Source organism: Rhodococcus sp. LB1 (assembly GCF_001583455.1).
Lineage (GTDB): Bacteria > Actinomycetota > Actinomycetes > Mycobacteriales > Mycobacteriaceae > Rhodococcus_F > Rhodococcus_F opacus.
This window is the reverse complement of sequence record NZ_LTCZ01000421.1, coordinates 1-19,811: the sequence shown is the minus strand read 5'-3', so window position 1 is coordinate 19,811 and position 19,811 is coordinate 1. Positions and strand designations below refer to the sequence as shown.

The window sequence follows — 19,811 nt, the reverse complement described above, 5'->3', positions numbered from 1 at the left end:
ACGATGCTCACGAGATATTTACCCGCGCCCAGAACACCCATCGCGCCGCGGGCGCCCTGGGGCCGGACGCAGTAGCCGTGGTTGTCTGCGGTGTATTCCATCGATCGGAACAGGGCCGACCCGACGACGGGAATGTAATTGGCGGCGAACTGTCCCAGTTGCCGCCAGTAGGACGCGTGACCGGCCGCGATGTGACCGACTTCGTGGCCGATGATGAAGGCGAGCGCGTCGGGCTCGCGGGCCTCGCCGCCGATCTCGAACAGATCGCTGTACACCACGACGAAGCGGCGGAAACCGTGTCCGGACGCGAACGCGTTGATCCGGCCGTTCCCGAGCACGACGTATGCGTCGGGCGGTTCGGTCATCCCGAACCGCGCAGCCGCTTCGGCCACCATCCGATACCCGTCGGGGAACTGGGTGGGCGTCATCTTGATCCCGTTCACCTGCTGCGAGCCGTAGAGCTGGCCGCGGCCGACGGCGATGAGAATCGGCGCGACCAGCACGATGAGCACCCAGGTGGACACCACGCCGAGGAAGAGCGCCGCGATCGCCGCGACGTAGGCGACGACGGTGAGAACGATCGCCGCCACGAGCAGCGGGATCTCCCACGAGTGCCGGGCGGGCCTGTCGTTCGGCATGAGGCCCGGCAACGGGACCGGAGGATTCCATCCCGTCCCGCCACTCCACTGGTGCGGCGCGGGGGCCTGCCGATGCCCCGGATACGGCTGTCCCCAGTTCTGTCCGTTGTCGGGATACATGCTGATCACGATAAGCGTCCCGGGCCCCTGACACGATTCGCGAGGACGCCTGACAGAATCACCAGTCATGCGCGTATACCTGGGTGCCGACCATGCCGGATTCGAACGTAAGAACGAGATCATCGAACACCTGAAGGCCGCGGGCCACGAGACCGTCGACTGCGGCGCTCACGTCTACGACGCCCTCGACGACTACCCCGCCTTCTGCATCGAGACGGCCCGTCGTGTCGTAGCCGACGAGGGCAGCCTCGGCATCGTGCTGGGCGGCAGCGGCAACGGTGAGCAGATCGCCGCGAACAAGGTGAAGGGTGCGCGATGTGCCCTGGCATGGAGCGTCGAGACCGCGCAGCTGGCCCGCCAGCACAACAACGCTCAGCTGATCGGCCTCGGCGGCCGCATGCACTCGCTCGAGGAGTCCCTCGCGATCGTGGACGCGTTCCTCGCCGCCGAGTGGTCGAACGAGGAGCGCCACCAGCGCCGCATCGACATTCTGTCCGAGTTCGAGAAGACCGGCGTCGCCCCGGCCCTGCCCGAGGCCTGATCGTCCTTGCCCGAAGGTCACACCCTGCACCGGCTGGCCCGGCTGCACCAACGCCGGTTCGCCGGTTCGCCGGTGCGGGTGCTGAGCCCGCAGGGCAGATTCGCGGAGGACGCGGCCCTCGTCGACGGCCGTGTCCTGGTCACGTCCGAGGCCTGGGGTAAACACCTGTGGCATCACTACGAGTCCGGACTCGTAGTGCACGTCCACCTGGGACTGTACGGAGCGTTCACGGAATCAGCCGTCCCCATGGAACCGCCGGTCGGGCAGGTCAGGATGCGGATGGTCGGCGCCGAGTTCGGCACCGACCTCCGCGGTCCGACCGCCTGCGAGGTTCTCCATCCGCCACAGGTCGCCGCCATCGAGGCGCGGCTGGGCCCGGACCCGCTGCGGAAGGACGCCGACCCCGACAAGGCGTGGAAACGCATCTCGGCGTCGAAGACCCCGATCGGGGCTCTGCTGATGGATCAGGCCGTGATCGCGGGCATCGGCAACGTGTACCGGGCGGAGGTCCTGTTCCGGCACGGCATCGACCCCGACAGGCCCGGCCGCGCGCTGTCCCGTGACGAGTGGGACGCGCTGTGGGCCGACCTCGTCGCCCTGATGAAGGTCGGGGTCCGCCGCGGCACGATGCACGTCGTCCGTCCCGAGGACGATCACGGCGATCCGGCGTACGCGAAGGACCGTCCCCGGACGTACGTCTACCGGCGGGCGGGATCACCGTGCCGGATCTGCGGCACCCCGGTGGCCCACTCGGTCATGAAGGGCCGCAACCTCTTCTGGTGTCCGCGCTGCCAGCCCTCCTGACGGCCGGCTAGAAGTCGAACCCACCACCGAAGTCGAATCCGCCGCCGTCTCCGCCGCCGCCGAAGTCGAATCCGCCGCCGTCGCCACCGGCGTCCCCGCCCATGTCGCCGCCGCCGTCTCCGCCTGCGTCACCGCCGTCCCCGCCTGCGTCCGCGCCCGCGTCACCGGTGTCCTGGGACGCGTCGCCCGCTCCGCTCTCGAAGCCCTGCGCGTCGTACCCCACTCCGGCCATCCCGGAGAACATCGCCGAGAACAGGAACATCGAGCCCAAGCCCCACGCGCCTGCGACGAGAGCGGGCTTCCACCACGGCTCCGAGTACCAGCCGGCCGGTACCGGGCGTCCCGCGACGCGGCCGCCGGGGTAGTAGTTCGGTGTCTTCGACGACGGGTTCGGCGACGCCGCGACCTGCCGCCCCTCGAACTCGACCTCGCGGTCCTCGGTGACCGCGCCCGCGGACTTCTGGCCGTCGATCGACGGAATCTCCGGGCCGGGGTCCATGCCCATGGCCGTCCGGGCGGCGCGGATGTAGTACAGACCCTCGAGTGCCGTCTGCTTGGCGAGACGCGCCTGGACGGGCGTCGTGGCCTGATCGATCTGGGAGCCGGCAGCGGTGTAGCGCTCGGACGCGTCGGCGAGTGCCTGCTGGGAGGCGGTGTCGGACCCGGTGAGGCTGTACACCTGCCCGCCGAGCCGTTCGATGGCCTGGCGAGCGTCCGCCTTGGCGTCCTCGAGCTGATTCGCGGTCTGCCCGGCGCGGTTGCTGCGGCTCCTCACCACCAGGAAGGCGACCGCCGCCACGATCACGAGAATGAGTAGCAGTTCCACGGTGGGCCTCCGGAGTTCTCGCGGACCGCCGGCTGCGGGGCGGCAACATCCACGAGTAGGGGACAAATCGGACATCTCCCAGAGTACTGACCGAAATCGTGGTTACGCGCTCGGCGAACGAGGGAGTGGTCCGCTGGAGGGCGAGTGGGGCCGCGTCCATCATCTATGTGACGCATGTCATAGCGGATGCGGTCTCCGCGGCCGCCCTCGAACGTGAAAAAAGGAGCGTCCCCTGGGGTGGGAACGCTCCTGTGTGGAGGGGATGACGGGAATCGAACCCGCGTAATCAGTTTGGAAGACTGAGGCTCTACCATTGAGCTACATCCCCGTGCATACGACTACCTGGGATCGCCATGCATGTCGTCTGCGATGAGTGACTGTACCCAACCTCGCTTTGGATTTCATAATCGGGGGGCCGTAGGATTCTTCCTCGGGTCCTCGCGAGGTTGGCGAGAGCCGGCTTCGACCGGGGTGTAGCGCAGCTTGGTAGCGCATCCGCTTTGGGAGCGGAGGGTCGCAGGTTCAAATCCTGTCACCCCGACCAGAACCACAGGGCAGGTAACTGCCGCACAGAAAAGCACGACCACACGAAGGAGCCAGTCCGTGAAGAGCACCGTCGAGCAGCTCAGCCCGACGCGAGTCCGTATCAACGTTGAGGTGCCCTTCGAGGAGCTCAAGCCTGATTTCGACAAGGCCTACAAGGCCCTCGCGCAACAGATCCGTCTCCCCGGCTTCCGTCCGGGCAAGGCACCGGCCAAGTTGCTCGAAGCCCGTGTCGGTCGTGGAGCAGTCCTGGAGCAGGTCGTCAACGACGCACTCCCGTCCCGCTACTCCGAGGCCGTCACCAGCGCCTCGGTGAAGGCGATCGGTCAGCCCGAGATCGAGATCACGAAGATCGAGGACGGCGAGCTCCTCGAGTTCAGCGCCGAGGTCGACGTCCGTCCCGAGATCACGCTGCCCGACTACAGCGAGCTGAGCGTCACCGTCGATCCGATCGAGATCACCGACGAGGCCGTCGAGGAGCAGCTCCTGTCGCTGCGTCAGCGCTTCGGCACCCTCACCGGTGTCGAGCGTGCGGTCGAGGACGGAGACTTCATCTCCATCGACCTGGCGGCCACCGTCGACGGTGAGGCCGTCCCCGAGGCCACCGCGAGCGGTCTGTCGCACGAGGTCGGTTCGGGTCAGCTCATCGAGGGCCTCGACGAGGCCGTCGTCGGCGTCAAGGCCGGCGAGTCCAAGGAGTTCACCTCGACGCTCGTCGCCGGTGACCACGCGGGCAAGGAAGCTGTCGTCACCGTCACCGTCGGCACCGTCAAGGAGCGCGAGCTGCCTGCCGAGGACGACGAGTTCGCTCAGCTGGCAAGTGAGTTCGACACCCTCGACGAGCTGAAGGCCGACCTGCGTGAGCGCGTCGGACGCGTCCGCAAGGTGGAGCAGGCCGGTCAGATCCGCGACAAGGTCCTCGAGACCCTGCTCGAGACCGTCGAGGTCCCGCTGCCCGAGGCCGTCGTCAAGGCCGAGGTCGACGCTGCACTGCACGATGCGGTGCACGGCCTCGACCACGACGAGGAAGCGCTGAACAAGCTCCTCGAGGAGCAGGGCACGAGCCGCGAAGAGTTCGACAAGGACGCCAAGGAGAGCGCCGAGCGCTCGGTGAAGACCCAGCTGCTGCTGGACGCAATCGCCGACGCCTCCGACGTCACCGTCGGCCAGGACGAGCTCACCGAGCGCATCCTGTTCCAGGCGCAGCGCTACGGCATGGCGCCCGAGCAGTTCATCCAGCAGATCCAGCAGGCCGGTCAGCTCGGCGCCGTCTTCGCGGACGTGCGTCGCGGCAAGGCTCTCGCCGGTGTCGTCGAGCAGGCCACCGTCACCGACACCTCGGGTGCCGCTGTCGACACCGCCGAACTGTTCGGCAACGGTGAGGCCGACACCGAGGAGACTGCGTCCACGGACGAGGCTGCGTCGGATTCCGCCGAGGGCGAAGACCAGAAATAATGCTGGTCGCGGGATGTTTCTCTCGCGTTCGGCTGTGAGTTGTTTTCCGCTTTGAGCGAAGTAGGGCGGCACCGGGACTCCGGTGCCGCCCTCCTTCGTTAGTGTCTGTGTCAGCAATCAACGATTTACGGAGAAGGCAGGTACCGTGACTTCCAATCACCTGGAGACTTTGCAGAGTCCCGCCATGACTTCAGCCACCGCTGGGTTGAACCTCAGCGACTCGGTGTACGAACGCCTGCTGCGCGAGCGCATCATCTTCCTCGGTACCCAGGTCGACGACGACATCGCGAACAAGCTGTGCGCTCAGATCCTGCTGCTGTCGGCAGAGGATCCCAGCCGGGACATCTCCCTCTACATCAACTCGCCCGGCGGTTCGGTCAGCGCCGGCATGGCGATCTTCGACACGATGCAGTTCGCCGAGTGCGACGTCGCGACGTTCGGCATGGGTCTGGCCGCGTCGATGGGCCAGTTCCTGCTCTCCGCCGGGGCCAAGGGCAAGCGGTACGCGCTCCCGCACGCGCGGATCATGATGCACCAGCCGTCCGCCGGAATCGGTGGTACCGCCAGTGACATCGCGATCATGGCCGAGCAGTTCGCGCACACCAAGCGCGAAATGGCCGAGCTGATCGCCGAGCACACCGGTCAGACGGTCGAGCAGATCACCGCCGATTCGGATCGTGACCGCTGGTTCACCGCGAAGCAGGCTCTCGAATACGGTTTCGTCGACCACGTCGTCTCCCGCGCGGCGCAGGCGGGCGGGACCGGGCTGTAGCGGCCCGGCTTCCTCACTGACCGCTCCCACACATCCTTTGGAGAACTGATGACCAACCTGTTCGATCCCCGCAGCCTGGGAGGCCAGGCGCCCGCAGGCCCCGAGTCGCGTTACATCCTGCCGTCGTTCATCGAGCACTCGAGCTACGGCGTCAAGGAGTCCAACCCGTACAACAAGCTGTTCGAGGAGCGCATCATCTTCCTCGGCGTGCAGGTGGACGACGCGTCGGCCAACGACGTGATGGCTCAGCTGCTCGTTCTCGAGTCGCTGGACCCCGATCGCGACATCACCATGTACATCAACTCGCCGGGTGGCTCGTTCACCTCGCTGATGGCGATCTACGACACCATGCAGTACGTGCGCGCCGACATCACGACGGTGTGCCTCGGCCAGGCGGCCTCGGCTGCCGCGGTCCTGCTGGCGGCCGGTAGCCCCGGCAAGCGTCTCGCCCTGCCGAATGCTCGTGTCCTCATCCATCAGCCCGCCACCGGCGGCATCCAGGGTCAGGTCTCCGACCTCGAGATCCAGGCTGCCGAGATCGAGCGGATGCGTCGCCTGATGGAGACCACCCTCGCGAAGCACACCGGCAAGGATGCCGACGTGATCCGCAAGGACACCGATCGCGACAAGATCCTCACGGCCGCCGAGGCCAAGGAATACGGAATCATCGACGACGTGCTCGAGTACCGCAAACTCAGCGCCCAGAAGTGATTTCCTGCCGCCCCGGCTCGGGCGACACGCCGTTACGGCGCGGTTGCCGCGAGCCGGGTGCGGGATCGGCAAGGCTGGCTTTCCCGGAAGATCGGTGCGCGAATCACCGACAACCAGTCGACCTCGCTCGCGATCTGCGGGTACGGTCACATAACGGGCTTTCGTTTTCGGTCGGTGCGCGCACGGCGTGGGATCGGTTCGATGGTTGCACGTAGACGAAGGAAGTAGGGACCTGACGAGATGGCACGCATCGGTGACGGCGGGGATCTGCTCAAGTGCTCTTTCTGCGGTAAGAGCCAGAAGCAGGTCAAGAAGCTCATTGCTGGGCCTGGGGTGTACATCTGCGACGAGTGCATCGACCTGTGCAACGAGATCATCGAAGAGGAGCTGGCCGAGTCCAGCGAGGTGAAGCTCGACGAGCTGCCGAAGCCGGCCGAGATCCGGGATTTCCTCGAGAACTACGTGATCGGCCAGGATGCCGCCAAGCGGACTCTCGCCGTTGCGGTCTACAACCACTACAAGCGCATCCAGGCCGGCGACAAGGGTCGTGACGCGCGCGGCGAGACGGTCGAGCTGGCGAAGTCGAACATTCTCATGCTCGGTCCGACGGGCTGCGGCAAGACGTATCTGGCTCAGACGCTGGCGAAGATGCTCAACGTCCCCTTCGCGATCGCCGATGCGACGGCGCTCACCGAAGCCGGCTACGTCGGTGAGGATGTCGAGAACATCCTCCTCAAGCTGATCCAGGCCGCCGACTACGACGTCAAGCGCGCCGAGACCGGCATCATCTACATCGACGAGGTCGACAAGATCGCCCGCAAGAGCGAGAACCCGTCGATCACGCGGGACGTGTCCGGTGAGGGTGTGCAGCAGGCTTTGCTGAAGATTCTCGAGGGCACTCAGGCCAGCGTGCCGCCGCAGGGCGGTCGCAAGCACCCGCATCAGGAGTTCATCCAGATCGACACGACGAACGTCCTGTTCATCGTGGCGGGCGCGTTCGCCGGCCTCGAGCGGATCGTGTCCGATCGCGTGGGCAAGCGCGGCATCGGTTTCGGTGCCGAGGTGCGGTCCAAGGCGGAGATCGACACGCAGGACCACTTCGCGGAGGTCATGCCGGAAGACCTGATCAAGTTCGGGCTGATCCCCGAGTTCATCGGCCGTCTGCCCGTTGTCGCGTCGGTGACGAACCTCGACAAGGAATCGCTCGTCCAGATCCTCTCCGAGCCGAAGAACGCGCTGGTCAAGCAGTACAACCGGTTGTTCGACATGGACGGCGTGGAGTTGGAGTTCACCACGGACGCGCTCGAGGCCATCGCCGACCAGGCGATCCTTCGCGGCACCGGTGCTCGTGGACTGCGCGCGATCATGGAGGAAGTCCTCCTGCCGGTCATGTACGACATCCCGAGCCGTGACGACGTCGAGAAGGTCGTGGTCAGCGCCGAGACGGTCAACGACAACGTGCTTCCGACCATCGTTCCGCGTAAGCCGGAGCGGGGAGAACGCCGAGACAAGTCCGCCTAGGCGGGAGCGCGCTGTATCCTGGGTGCGAACTAACTCACTAGTTCGTACAAATGGAGGTAATGCGCGCGATGACCGCTCCCGGACCGATCTTTGTTCTCAACGGCCCCAACCTGAACCTGCTGGGGCAACGGCAGCCCGAGGTGTACGGGCGGGAGACGCTCGACGACGTCGTGGAGTTGTGCCGCACGGCTGCCGCGAAGGCCGGACGTGAGATCGTCGCGCGGCAGTCCAATCACGAGGGCCACCTGATCGACTGGGTGCACGAGGCCCGGACCACGGCGTCGGGCGTCGTGATCAACCCCGGCGGTTTCACGCACACGTCGGTGGCGCTGCGCGACGCCCTGGTGACGCTCGAGGTGCCGCTCGTCGAGGTGCACATCAGCAACGTGCACGCCCGTGAGGAATTCCGGCACCACTCGTACGTGTCCGGAGTCGCGACCGGAGTGATCGCCGGACTCGGCATTCTCGGCTATGCGCTGGCCGTCGACTTCATCTGCAACAAGGGCTGACGCCACCATGGGACGACAGGTTCGTACGAGCGTTGCCACGGTATCCCTGAGCGGATCGCTGGAGGAGAAGGTCACCGCGATCGCGGCAGCCGGGTTCGACGGATTCGAGGTGTTCGAACCCGATTTCGTGAGCTCGCCGTGGTCGCCGCGTGAGCTGGCTTCCCGCGCAGCAGATCTCGGACTCACCCTCGATCTGTATCAGCCGTTCCGCGATCTGGATTCCGTGGACGACACGACGTTCGCGCGCAACCTGATCCGAGCCGAGCGCAAGTTCGACATCATGGAGCAGCTCGGCTGCGACACCCTGCTGGTGTGCTCCTCGCCGTTGCCCGAGGCGGTGCGGGACGACGCCCGCCTGACCGAGCAACTCCACACTCTCGCCGAGCGCGCACACAGCCGGGGACTCCGCATCGCGTACGAGGCGCTGGCCTGGGGCACGCACGTCAACACGTACCGGCATGCGTGGAAGATCGTGCAGGACGCCGACCATCCTGCCCTCGGCACCTGCCTCGACAGCTTCCACATCCTCTCCCGCGGCGACGACCCGTCCGGCATCCGCGACATCCCGGGGGAGAAGATCTTCTTCCTCCAGCTCGCCGACGCGCCCCGCATGTCGATGGACATCCTGCAGTGGAGCCGGCACCACCGGAACTTCCCGGGGCAGGGCAACTTCGATCTCGCGACGTTCGGCGCGCACGTCCAGGCCGCCGGATACACCGGACCGTGGTCGCTCGAGATCTTCAACGACACGTTCCGGCAGTCGTCCACGGGGCGCACGGCCGCCGACGCGCACCGCTCGCTGCTGTACCTCCAGGAGGAGGTCGCACGCGTGCAGGCCGAGCACGGTGAGGACACCGGTCGCGGTCTGGCGCTGTTCGAGCCGCCGCCGCGCGCACCCCTCGAAGGCATCGTGTCGCTCCGGCTCGCAGCCGGTCCCGGCAAGGATTCCGACCTTCGGCAGGCACTGCAGCACATCGGATTCCGTCTGGTGGGCCGGCACCGCAGTCACGACCTCCAGTTGTGGCGGCACGGCCGGATGACCATCGTGGTCGATGCGACCGCGGGCACCGTGTGGACCGCTCCGGGGTTGCCGGCGCACCTGCCGGTGCTCACCCAGATCGGTATCCGGTCGAGCGATCCCGACGCGTGGGGTGAGCGCGCCGCGGCGCTCGAGGTCCCGGTGCACGAGGTCCTGTTGCCCGGTGTCGATACCGCACCCGAATCGGATGTGGTGCGTCTCAAGATCACCGACGCGACGTCGCTGGATCTGCGCGGCCCGGGCAGCGCCGCGTCGTGGCAGTCGGCGTTCGATCTGTATCCGACGGAGTCGCGCTGGCAGGACGAGGTGCCCGTCTTCACCGGGGTCGATCACGTGGCGCTCGCCGTGCCGTCCGACAACTGGGACGGCATCATGCTGCTGCTCCGTTCGGTGTTCGCGATGGCGCCGCACGAGGGCCTCGACGTCACCGATGCGGTCGGAATGATGCGCAGTCAGGCACTGACGATGGATCAGACGGGTGCCGACGGTGTCGACCGTCCGCTGCGCATCTCCCTGAACATGGTTCCGGGCGCGGTGTCGGGCAACTCCCACATCGCCGCGGCTCGGCGTGGCGGCATCAGCCACGTCGCGTTCTCGTGCACGGACATTTTCACCGCCGCCGCGACCATGCAGTCCAACGGGTTCGAGCCCCTCGTGATTTCGCCGAACTACTACGACGACCTCGAGGCCCGCTTCGGGCTCTCCCGCGAGCTCCTGGACCGGATGAGCGGGTCGGGCATCATGTACGACCGCGATGCCCACGGCGAGTTCTTCCATCTGTTCACCCAGACGGTGGGCGCCGACCTGTTCTTCGAGGTGGTGCAACGCGTCGGCGGTTACGAGGGATACGGGGACGCGAACTCCGCGATGCGTCTGGCGGCCCAATTGCGGGCGGCCGGCTGAGCGGTCGATTCGAAGGTCACGGAGCCCGCGGTCACGACCCCGGGCTCCGTGACTTCGGACACTTCTGGCGCGTGACCTCTGTCGTCGATGTGCGCTCACGGGGTGCATGTGACTGATGAGGTCGAGAAATCCAGTTCGAGACCTTGACCCCGTTCGAGCGCGTCAATGCGACGCGCGGGATTCAGCCTGATCCGTACTAACCTGTGTCGAAACCGTGACCGTTTCGTTATCGAACACGAACTCGACAGAGGAATGTGGTTTTGGCTCTACACCCGAACACTGTCCCGCAAGCCCGGCGCACCCGGCGCCTCGGTTCGACGAAGACCTCCCGCAGACGGCTGGTCGCGACCTCGCTGGCGGCCGCTGCACTGCTCGCATCCGGGGGTATCGCCTCCGCGGCCACCGGTGAGGTAGCGCAGGCGTCGACCGAGACGGGCGTGTCTCTCTCGACGCCGCCCCAGTTCCTGCAGGTCACGCGCCCGGTACCCGTCGACTACGCCGAACAACTCCAGCGCGCCGCCCAGCGTGAGGTCGAGCGGCTGGCGTTCGAGAAAGCCGAGGTCGAGCGCCTGGCTCGCGAGGCCGCCGAACAGGCTGCGCGCCAGGCGGCGGCCGAGGAAGCGGCACGCCGACCCGCTGTGCTGGTCCCGGCAGTCGGCACCTTCACCTCGGGCTTCGGTGCGCGTTGGGGTACGAACCACAACGGCATCGACATCGCGAACTCCATCGGCACCCCGATCAAGGCTGTCACCAACGGCACCGTGATCGAGAGCGGTCCGGCGTCGGGATTCGGGTTGTGGGTCCGCATCCAGCAGGACGACGGCACCACCGGCGTGTACGGCCACATCGACACGTCGCTGGTGTCGGTCGGTCAGCAGGTCCGGGCCGGCGACCAGATCGCCACCATGGGCAACCGGGGTCAGTCGACCGGACCGCACCTGCACTACGAGGTGTGGGCGGTCAACGGAACCAAGATCGATCCGGCGGGCTGGTTCCAATCGCGCGGCGTCCCCGTCCCCCAGGGGCAGGGCTAGGCGCGGGTGAGTCGCCGATCCACGCCGTCACGGCTGGTTGTACGGGGTGACCACCCGGATGGGTGACGCAGCGGTGGCGACGCCGCCGAGCGCGCCCGGGCCTGCAGCGGCATGCGGCACGCAGATGGGCGTCGGCCCGCGTGGCCGGTGCCGAAACTCCGCAGTGCGGCGCGGAACCCCATCTCCCGTTTCTCCTCGCCGCGGAAGGCATTGCTGCTCAGCGTGATCAGGACGATGGACGACGCGTTGCCGAGCCACTGGTCGGCAAGGTGGGCGGCGGTCGCCCCCGCGGCCCGGTTGTCGATCCCGATGTAGCCGGCCCGTGAGCTGCCCGGCACGTCGGTGGCATAGGTGACCACCGGTATCCCCGCCGCGGTGAGCCGGTCGATGGCCTCGACGACCTCGATGGAGTCGGAGGCCTTGACGATCACGCCCTGTGCCGCGGGCTCCGATCCGATCGAGCGTCTCGACCATCGCGGGTGTGGAGCCGGTTACCCGGAACTGGAACCGTGAGCGCACGACGGCAGGAGCGAGGGCTGGCAGTTCCGCCTCGACGGCCGCGCGGAACGCGGTGGTGAAGCGCTCGGGTGACTGCATGACGACGTCGACGAGGAACTTGCGCCCACTCAGCTCGAGCTGAGTGCGATGTTTGTCGAGATCGCGGATTGCCTGCTGCACTTCCGCTCTCGTCGATTCCCGTACTCCGGGACGTTCGTGGAGGACGCGGTCGACGGTCGCCTCGCTCAATCCCGACTGCTGGTCTCACGAACCTTGTAGCGGTGCTTCACTGCCGCCTCCTGAGGTGAAAATGATGGGTTTCTGCTGTTGTTTGCCGCTCACATCACAGCAAGACTATTCCCATGACCATCACGACTCCTCCGCCGACCGGCCGGCGTGAGTGGATCCGCGACTCCGACTGCGACCTCGACGCGTTTCGCGCCTCGGTGGACCGCTCGACGGACCTCGCCGACTATCCGTTCGCTCACTCCGTGGAACAGAACGTCCTGCTGTACCGCAGTGACTCGCTGATTCCCCACCTCGACGACGCGCAGTCCCGCCGCGCCGTGCAGTCCGAACTCGTGCGCGCGCTCACCGACGGCCCCGGGATCGTGGTGTTCCAGAACGCCTTCAGCGACCTCGCTGTGCTGGATCGCGCCACGGAACAATTCGACCTCCTCATCGCGCAGCAGCACGCGTCGGGTGGTGTGGTGGGTGACCACTTCGGCAAGGCGGGCGCCAACGACCGCATCTGGAATGCCGCGCAGAAGCTGGCTCTCGGCGCCCCGGAGGTGTTCGCCGAGTACTACGCCAACGACATTCTCGCGCTGATCTGTCAGAGCTGGCTGGGACCGCTGTATCAGGTGACGTCGCAGGTCAACGTGGTCAATCCCGGTGGTGCCGCGCAGGTGCCGCATCGGGACTACCACCTGGGTATCGTTCCCCGGGAGGAGCTGACCGAGTATCCGGCGCACCTGCACCGGATGTCGGCCGCCTTGACGCTGCAGGGGGCGGTGGCGCACTGCGACATGCCCGTCGAGAGCGGACCGACCCTGTATCTGCCGTACTCGCAACTGTTCGAGGCGGGCTACCTGGCGTTCTCCCGGCCGGAGTTCGTCGAGTTCTTCCGCGACAGTCATGTTCAGCTGCCGCTGCGGAAGGGTGACGCGGTGTTCTTCAACCCGGCGCTCTACCACGGCGCAGGCTGCAACCGTTCGGACGCGATCCGGCGGATGGCCAATCTGCTGCAGATCTCGTCGCCGTTCGGCCGGGCGATGGAGGTGCTGGACCGGGAGGCCATGGCGAACGCCGTGTATCCGGCACTGCTGGCACGGCAGAGTGCCGGGGCGAGCGAGCACACCCTCCGCAATGCCGTCGTCGCGACGGCCGAGTGCTACCCGTTCCCCACCAACCTCGACCACGATCAGCCGGTGCACAGTCTCGCGCCGGCCACTCAGGTGGACACGGTGTGGGAAGCGTTGCGGGAAAACGCAGATCCGGCGGTGCTCGCCGAGCGTCTGGCCGCGCAGACCACCCGGCGGCGGCCGTGAGCGGGATTGCCGAAACGGCCACACTGTCACTACAACAGCACCGACCGGTGCGATTGGATGAAACACGTCGATGACGATTCGACTTGCAGGAGCACCGATTTCGTGGGGAGTGTGTGAGGTGGAGGGGTGGGGCCACCAGCTCGACCCCGACCGGGTCCTCACCGAGATGCGTGACGCCGGCCTCGCAGCCACCGAACTCGGTCCGGACGGATTCCTTCCCTCGGATCCGCACGAACTGACGGACACCCTCGCCCGGTACGACCTGACTGCGGTCGGGGGATTCGTCCCGGTGCTGCTCCACGATCCGGATCACGACGCGGTCGCTGCTGTCGGCGGGGCGGTCGGCTCACTCGTCGCGTCGGGGTCGGAGGTGATGGTCCTGGCGGCGGTGACGGGAGCCGTCGGTTACGATTCCCGACCGGAACTCGACGACTCGGGATGGAAGACGTTGTTGCGCAACCTCGACCGCCTGTCGTCGGCCGCTGCCGACCGCGGGCTCCGGGCGGTGATCCACCCCCACGTGGGGACGATGATCGAGAACCGCGTCGAGGTGGACCGCATCCTGGACGGCTCGTCGATCCCGCTGTGCCTGGACACCGGACACCTGCTGATCGGCGGCACCGACCCCCTCGACCTCGTCACGACGGCCCCCGAGCGGATCGCCCACGCGCACCTGAAGGACGTCGATGCGGCGCTACTCGGACGGGTCCGGGCGGGCGAGCTCACCTACACCGAGGCCGTCGCGCAGGGGATGTACACGCCACTGGGCACCGGAGACGTGGATATCGCCGGGGTGGTCGAGCGGCTGCAGAATCAGGGTTACGACGGCTGGTACGTCCTCGAACAGGACACCATCCTCGCGACGGAACCGGAGGACGAAGGCCCCGTGCGCGACGTCGTCCGGAGCGTCGAATACCTGAGGAGCATCACGAAGTGAGGCCGCCTCTGCGCTGAACCGGGGTGCCGGCGCGGAGGCGGCTACGACCGGGCCGGCCCGGTCGTGCCGCGCACCACCAGGTGGGGGTCGATCACGAAATCCTGCGGGACGAGGTCCTCGTCCTCGAGTCGCCCGATGGCGAACTGCACGGCGTGCCGCGCCAGACCCTCCGTGTCCTGCCGCACGGTGGTGAGGTCGATCCGCGACAACTGTGCCAGGTGGCTGTCGTCGTACCCGACGATCGAGATGTCGCCGGGCACGTCGACGTGGGCGCGGGTGAACACGTCCATGAGGCCGATGGCGCAGCGGTCGTTGCCGGCGAGCACGGCGGTCGGCAGGTGGTCCTCGGCCAGTAGGGTGTTCGCGGCGGCGATGCCTGCCTCCTCGGTGTGCTGACCGGGAATGACGCGAATGTGGTCGGAGAGGTCGTGCTTGCGCATCGCCGCGAGGTAGGCGCGACGACGCTGGGGTGACGCCGGGTCCGCGCCGCCGTCGACGTGCACGATCTCGCGATGTCCCAGTTCGACGAGGTGGTCGACGGCCTGCCGGATGCCCTTGGCGTCCGCGGTCCGCACGGTGTCGACGGCGGTGTGGGGGAGTGCGCGGCCGATGACGGCAACGACGGCACGGTCCGCGAGTGTCCGTAGATAGTCGGCCTCGGACAGCGGACCGAGCAGGATCAGGCCCTCGCACCGGTGGCTGAGGAGTGCTTCGATCGCCTTGTGTTCGTCCCGGGCGGGTGCGCTCGCGGAGAGCAGGACCTCGTATCCGGCGGCCTCGGCCTCCGCGTAGATGGTTCCGATCAGGTCGGCCTGGAAGGTCTGGTGGACGTCGATGAGCACACCGAGGGTGCGGCTACGCCCACGGGCGAGCATGCGGGCGGCCCGGTCGAGTCGGTAGCCGAGTTCGTCGGCGGCCTGCAGGACGCGGTCCCGGGTCTCGTCGGAGGCGCCGGGTTTGTTGCTGAAGATCAGTGACACGAGGGTGCGCGACACCCCGGCCCGCGTCGCGACATCGGCCATCGTGGGGCGTCGGTGCAGGCCGGCGGGTAGCCGTTCCGCACCGTCGTGCGCGGTGGCTCGATCGTCGAGCATCTCGATCTCCCTCGGTCGCGTCGTCAGGGACATTCTCACGCATCGCGTCATCTGCCCTTGACACCCTCTGTGATTCACATCATAGTAGGTAACTGAAGCGCGTTAGTGAAGCGCTTCAGTCCAGGAGAGAACGCCCCTCTGCTGCATCGAGCCGAGCGCACTCGGGCGATATCGACACACGTGAACCGATCTTCCGTGTCGCGATGCGTGAGCATTCCCCAGAAAGGCCATACACCTGATGTCGACAACACACTCGGCTGCCAGTGCCCGCGGAAGCGGCGGCGCTGCGCGTAACGAGCGCAGTCACAAACGCTTCCTGACCAAGCTCACCGTCATATCCACGCTCGGGGGTCTGCTGTTCGGCTACGACACCGGTGTGATCTCCGGTGCGCTGCTCTACATGAAGGACGAGCTGAACCTCAGCGCCGTCGGCGAAGCCACTGTCGTGAGCTCGCTGCTTTTCCCGGGTGCCGCCGTCGGTGCACTGCTGGGAGGCCGGTTGTCCGACGCCCTCGGTCGCAAGCGCACGCTGCTCGTCTGCGCGGGTCTGTTCCTCGTCGGCGCCCTCGGGTGTGCGATGGCCCCCAACGTGGAGATCATGGTGCTGGCCAGGATCATCCTCGGACTCGGTGTGGGCGCCGCCGCCGTCACCTGCCCGCTCTACCTGGCCGAGATGGCGCCGGTCGAGCGCCGCGGTCGGATGGTCACCATCAACGAACTGATGATCGTCACCGGTCAGATGCTCGCCTTCTCGATCAACGCGCTACTCGATCACCTCATCGAGGATCCGACGGTGTGGCGGTACATGCTGGCCATCGCCTCGGTGCCCGCGGTTCTCCTGCTGCTCGGCATGCTCGCGCTCCCGGATTCGCCGCGGTGGTACGCGTCGAAGGGCCGGCTCGCCGAAACCCGCAGCACGCTCGAATTGAGCCGCAGCGAGTCGGAGGCCGCAGTCGAGTACGCCGGCATCAGCCTCCACGCCGCCCGAGACCGGAACTCGAAGGTCAGTGGCGCCGTCCACTATCTGCGCGACTATCCCTGGATGCGCCGGATACTCTGGATCGGCTGCGGTCTGGCCATCGTCCAGCAGGCAACGGGTATCAACACGGTCAACTACTACGCCCCGACGATCCTGGAACAGAGCGGGTTGGGTGTCAGCGCGTCCCTGGTTGCCACCATCGCGGTCGGTGTCACCTCGGTGATCATGACGATTCTCGGCATCATCCTGCTGGGCTTCGTGAATCGTCGCACGATGCTGCTGACCGGCTTCATCGGCGTGGCATCCTCGCAGGCCGCGTTGTCCTTGGTGTTCCTGCTGCCCTCGTCCACTGGCCGCAGCTACATCATCCTCGCCGCGATGATGGTGTTCGTCGCCTTCGTGCAGTGCTTCATCGGAACCTGCGTGTGGTTGCTGCTCTCGGAGATCTTCCCGATGGCCATCCGCGGGTTCGCCATGGGCATCGCGGTCTTCGTGCTCTGGACGACGAACGCCCTGATCTCGTTCATCTTCCCGATCCTGAACTCCGTCCTCGGATCCACCGGAACATTCGGCTTGTTCGTCCTCGTCAACCTCATTTCGGTGTACTTCGTATACCGCTTCGTCCCGGAAACCAAGGGGCGCAGCCTCGAAGAGTTGGAGGACCGCCTCGGCGCAGGCAGGCCCGACGCGTCGGCTGCGGGAAGCGCCGCCACCGTCGCCACCCATTGATCGCAGGCTCTCAGGCACCGGCACCGCCGCCTTCGGGTGGTGGTGCCGGTGTGTTGCGCTGTGCGGCTCGTCTCCCGTGCGGGCACTCGAGTGCTGCACCGCTCGTGCGTGCTCGAGGAGTTCAGAGACTCCTCAACCATGCACGGGGAGCGGAGCTCCGTTCAGCAGCGCGTCCCTTGCCATCGTCGCGGCCCCGATCCGCTGGGCCGATTCGCCGAGTTGTGTTTCGCGGATCCGGGCGAGGGGGCGGTGCCCGGAACCGGTTGCGAGAGAGGCGTAGACGTCCCGCGCGTGGTCGAGGAACAGCGGAGCCGAACCGCTGACACCACCGGAGACGACGACGAGATCGGGGTCGTAGACGTCACCGACGATGGCGAGTCCGACGCCCAGCCACCGTGCGAACTCCTCCATGGTGCGCACGGCGAGCGGGTCGCCGTCCCGCGCGGCGCTCGCGATGCGGCGGCCGGTGAGCGATCCCGGGTCGCTCGCCACCTCGCGTGCGAGGACCGTCGAACTCGTCGGGTCGGCGGCGAGGAGCTCGATGGCCGTGTCGACGAGGGCGGTTCCGCTGCAATACCGTTCCCAGCACCCGCGCTTGCCGCAGGCGCACGGTCTCCCGCCCGGCACCACCTGGAGGTGGCCCAGCTCGGGAGCGACGCCGAAACTGCCCCGGTAGAGCGTGCCGTCGATGAGCAGCGCCGCACCGATGCCGGTGCCGATCGCGACCATCACGACATTGCGACCACCGGCGGCGGCACCGAACCGGTGCTCCGCCCACGCCGCCGCGTTCGCGTCGTGTTCGAGGACCACCGGCAGTCCGAGCCGGTCACTCAGATCGTTCGCGACCGGCACGTTCTTCCACGGCAGGTGCGGGGCGAATCGCACCGTGGTGAGGTCGGAGCTGATGAATCCGGCCACGGCGAGACCGACGGCGGCGATCCGATGACGGGACGCGAGCTCGCGGACGGCACGGTCGAGCGCGTCCTCGAGGGCTTTCGCCGACTGCGGTGTGGGTGCCTGGACGGAGTCGAGTACCTCGCCGGTGTCGTCGACTACGCAGGCCCGGATACTGGTACCACCGACGTCGATGCCGACGGTGAGAGCGGATGCAGGCACGGAGGCGACGGTACTCACCGTGCCGAGGCCGTCGCCGCCTCGGGTACCGCCCGGGAATCCTCCCAGGCATCGAGCCGGTTGATGGCCGTCCTCGCGACCACCTGCTGCTCCGTGACCGCCAGGTGACCCCGGGTCCTGCCCAGGAACGACCAGGTCCAGGACATAGCGGTCGCGAGTCGGCTCTTGAAACCGACGATGTAGACCAGGTGGATCAGGAGCCAGAGCAGCCAGGCGAGCAGCCCGGTCAATTGGAGGCGACCGACCTTCGCGACCGCGTGGAAGCGGGAGATCATGGCCATGCTGCCCTTGTCCGTGTATCGGAACGGGGCGCGTTCGGGCTTCTCGCGACCTTTCCCGTGGGCCCGCACCTCCGCGGCGATCAGCTGCGCGGCGTAGCGGCCGCCCTGGATCGCGACCTGCGCGACGCCGGGAAGCCCGTCCCGGTTCATCATGTCCCCGACGACGAAGACGTTACTGTGGCCGGGCAGGGTGAGGTCGGGTTCGACGAGGACGCGGCCCGCACGATCGGTCGCGGCGCCGGTCTGGTCGGCCAGTTGCCGGCCCAGCGGACTGGCTGCGACACCGGCGGACCAGATCTTGCAGGCGGCCTCGATCCGCCGCTCCCCGTCCTGGTCGCGGACAGTGAGTCCGTCGTCGTCGACGTCGGTCACCATCGCGCCTAGCTGGATCTCGACTCCGAGATCCTCCAGCGTGCCGGCGGCAGCACGACGCAGTTTCTCGTCGAAGGGCGGGAGCACCGTGGGGGCCGCGTCGAGCAGGATGATGCGTGCGTCCCGGGGATCGATGGTGCGGTAGGCGCCGGCGAGAGTGCGGTGCGCGAGCTGGGCGATCTCGCCGGCCATCTCGACTCCGGTGGGTCCGGCGCCGACCACGACGAACGTCAGGAGCCGCGCCCGCTCGGCGGGATCGGTGCTCACCTCGGCGCTTTCGAACGCGCCCAGGATGCGGCCGCGCAGCTCGAGGGCGTCGTCGATCGTCTTCATTCCGGGTGCGTGCTCGGCGAAATGGTCGTTGCCGAAATAGGATTGGCGGGCGCCCGCCGAGACGACGAGGCTGTCGTACTCCGTGACCGTCGTGCGGCCGCGATGTGTGGAGGTGACGGTCCGGTCGGCGACGTCGATCGTCTCGACTCCGCCGATCAGGACGGACGCGTTCTGCTGGTCCTCGAGGACGAGCCGGGTCGCGGGCGCGATCTCACCCTCGGACAGGATTCCCGTCGCCACCTGGTACAGCAACGGCTGGAACAGGTGGTGCGTCGTCCGATCGATCAGAGTGACATCGACGTCCGTCCGTTTCAGGGCCTTGGTGGCGAAGAGACCGCCGAATCCCGATCCGATGACCACGACCCGATGACGGCGAGCGAGAGCGGTGTCGCTCATGAAGTTCCTTTCGATCGAACGGACTCCGCGCCGGACCGCGGACGGTCCGGCGCGGAGAACCAGTACCTATGCGTTCTGGGGGAATCCGAGGT

Annotated in this window: 17 protein-coding genes, 2 tRNA genes and 1 pseudogene; 13 read left to right on the top strand and 7 right to left on the bottom strand. The window is 67.2% G+C overall.

Annotated elements, in window-relative coordinates; genetic code table 11:
• On the bottom strand, positions 1–758 hold a 758-nt coding region (locus AZG88_RS43415), incomplete at its 3' end, for a M48 family metallopeptidase (RefSeq protein WP_063886960.1).
• Between the two features lie 67 nt (positions 759–825).
• Between AZG88_RS43415 and AZG88_RS43410 the strand changes: the two genes are divergently transcribed.
• Both AZG88_RS43410 and AZG88_RS43405 read left to right on the top strand, forming a co-directional pair.
• Positions 826–1,299 (top strand): ribose-5-phosphate isomerase, encoded by a 474-nt coding sequence (locus tag AZG88_RS43410; protein ID WP_005248193.1) that lies wholly within the window; start codon positions 826–828, stop codon positions 1,297–1,299.
• 6 nt (positions 1,300–1,305) lie between these two features.
• Positions 1,306–2,103: an Fpg/Nei family DNA glycosylase gene (locus tag AZG88_RS43405; protein ID WP_005248191.1), complete on the top strand. Its 798-nt coding sequence runs from the start codon at positions 1,306–1,308 to the stop codon at positions 2,101–2,103.
• Between the two features lie 7 nt (positions 2,104–2,110).
• Here the strand turns inward: AZG88_RS43405 and AZG88_RS43400 are convergent, their stop codons facing one another.
• Positions 2,111–2,929 carry a hypothetical protein gene (locus AZG88_RS43400; RefSeq protein WP_025432962.1) on the bottom strand — a complete coding sequence of 273 codons (819 nt, stop codon included), beginning with the start codon at positions 2,927–2,929 and terminating at the stop codon, positions 2,111–2,113.
• Positions 2,930–3,183: 254 nt separating this feature from the next.
• Positions 3,184–3,257: transfer RNA gene (locus tag AZG88_RS43395), tRNA-Gly, on the bottom strand.
• A gap of 139 nt (positions 3,258–3,396) precedes the next feature.
• Here AZG88_RS43395 and AZG88_RS43390 point away from each other — a divergent pair.
• The 8 genes from AZG88_RS43390 (at position 3,397) to AZG88_RS43355 (ending at position 11,416) form a co-directional block, all read left to right on the top strand.
• Positions 3,397–3,473: transfer RNA gene (locus AZG88_RS43390), tRNA-Pro, on the top strand.
• Between the two features lie 59 nt (positions 3,474–3,532).
• A complete protein-coding gene (gene tig / locus AZG88_RS43385) occupies positions 3,533–4,927 on the top strand; it encodes a trigger factor (protein WP_005248188.1) in 1,395 nt (464 codons plus the stop codon).
• A gap of 184 nt (positions 4,928–5,111) precedes the next feature.
• Positions 5,112–5,699 (top strand): ATP-dependent Clp protease proteolytic subunit, encoded by a 588-nt coding sequence (locus AZG88_RS43380; protein WP_025432961.1) that lies wholly within the window; start codon positions 5,112–5,114, stop codon positions 5,697–5,699.
• Positions 5,700–5,747: 48 nt separating this feature from the next.
• Positions 5,748–6,410 (top strand): ATP-dependent Clp protease proteolytic subunit, encoded by a 663-nt coding sequence (locus AZG88_RS43375; RefSeq protein ID WP_005264334.1) that lies wholly within the window; start codon positions 5,748–5,750, stop codon positions 6,408–6,410.
• Between the two features lie 240 nt (positions 6,411–6,650).
• Positions 6,651–7,931, top strand: coding sequence for an ATP-dependent Clp protease ATP-binding subunit ClpX (clpX, locus tag AZG88_RS43370; RefSeq protein WP_005248181.1), 1,281 nt, complete (start codon positions 6,651–6,653; stop codon positions 7,929–7,931).
• Between the two features lie 68 nt (positions 7,932–7,999).
• The gene (aroQ, locus tag AZG88_RS43365) at positions 8,000–8,440 is read left to right on the top strand and encodes a type II 3-dehydroquinate dehydratase (RefSeq protein ID WP_005248177.1); all 441 of its coding nucleotides are present in this window, start codon (positions 8,000–8,002) and stop codon (positions 8,438–8,440) included.
• A 7-nt stretch (positions 8,441–8,447) separates the two neighbouring features.
• A complete protein-coding gene (locus tag AZG88_RS43360) occupies positions 8,448–10,382 on the top strand; it encodes a bifunctional sugar phosphate isomerase/epimerase/4-hydroxyphenylpyruvate dioxygenase family protein (RefSeq protein ID WP_025432960.1) in 1,935 nt (644 codons plus the stop codon).
• A 260-nt stretch (positions 10,383–10,642) separates the two neighbouring features.
• Positions 10,643–11,416, top strand: coding sequence for a M23 family metallopeptidase (locus tag AZG88_RS43355; protein ID WP_025432959.1), 774 nt, complete (start codon positions 10,643–10,645; stop codon positions 11,414–11,416).
• Positions 11,417–11,565: 149 nt separating this feature from the next.
• Here AZG88_RS43355 and AZG88_RS43350 read toward each other — a convergent pair.
• Positions 11,566–12,204: pseudogene (locus tag AZG88_RS43350) on the bottom strand (LacI family DNA-binding transcriptional regulator); the annotation flags it as partial.
• Positions 12,205–12,276: 72 nt separating this feature from the next.
• On the opposite strand from AZG88_RS43350, the gene AZG88_RS43345 reads away from it, so the two are divergent.
• On the top strand, positions 12,277–13,464 hold the full coding sequence (locus tag AZG88_RS43345) for a phytanoyl-CoA dioxygenase family protein (protein WP_061701175.1): 1,188 nt from the start codon (positions 12,277–12,279) through the stop codon (positions 13,462–13,464).
• Positions 13,465–13,534: 70 nt separating this feature from the next.
• Positions 13,535–14,401, top strand: a complete 867-nt coding sequence (locus AZG88_RS43340) for a sugar phosphate isomerase/epimerase family protein (RefSeq protein WP_061701174.1) — start codon at positions 13,535–13,537, stop codon at positions 14,399–14,401.
• Between the two features lie 41 nt (positions 14,402–14,442).
• Here the strand turns inward: AZG88_RS43340 and AZG88_RS43335 are convergent, their stop codons facing one another.
• On the bottom strand, positions 14,443–15,495 hold the full coding sequence (locus AZG88_RS43335; RefSeq protein WP_082833636.1) for a LacI family DNA-binding transcriptional regulator: 1,053 nt from the start codon (positions 15,493–15,495) through the stop codon (positions 14,443–14,445).
• Positions 15,496–15,733: 238 nt separating this feature from the next.
• On the opposite strand from AZG88_RS43335, the gene AZG88_RS43330 reads away from it, so the two are divergent.
• Entirely contained in the window at positions 15,734–17,203 is a 1,470-nt protein-coding gene (locus tag AZG88_RS43330) for a sugar porter family MFS transporter (RefSeq protein ID WP_061701173.1), read from the top strand.
• A 132-nt stretch (positions 17,204–17,335) separates the two neighbouring features.
• Here the strand turns inward: AZG88_RS43330 and AZG88_RS43325 are convergent, their stop codons facing one another.
• Both AZG88_RS43325 and AZG88_RS43320 read right to left on the bottom strand, forming a co-directional pair.
• Positions 17,336–18,337 carry an ROK family protein gene (locus tag AZG88_RS43325; protein WP_061701172.1) on the bottom strand — a complete coding sequence of 334 codons (1,002 nt, stop codon included), beginning with the start codon at positions 18,335–18,337 and terminating at the stop codon, positions 17,336–17,338.
• Positions 18,334–19,719, bottom strand: a complete 1,386-nt coding sequence (locus tag AZG88_RS43320) for an NAD(P)/FAD-dependent oxidoreductase (RefSeq protein WP_061701171.1) — start codon at positions 19,717–19,719, stop codon at positions 18,334–18,336. The genes AZG88_RS43325 and AZG88_RS43320 overlap by 4 nt, the downstream gene beginning before the upstream one ends.
• Between the last annotated feature and the right edge of the window lie 92 nt (positions 19,720–19,811).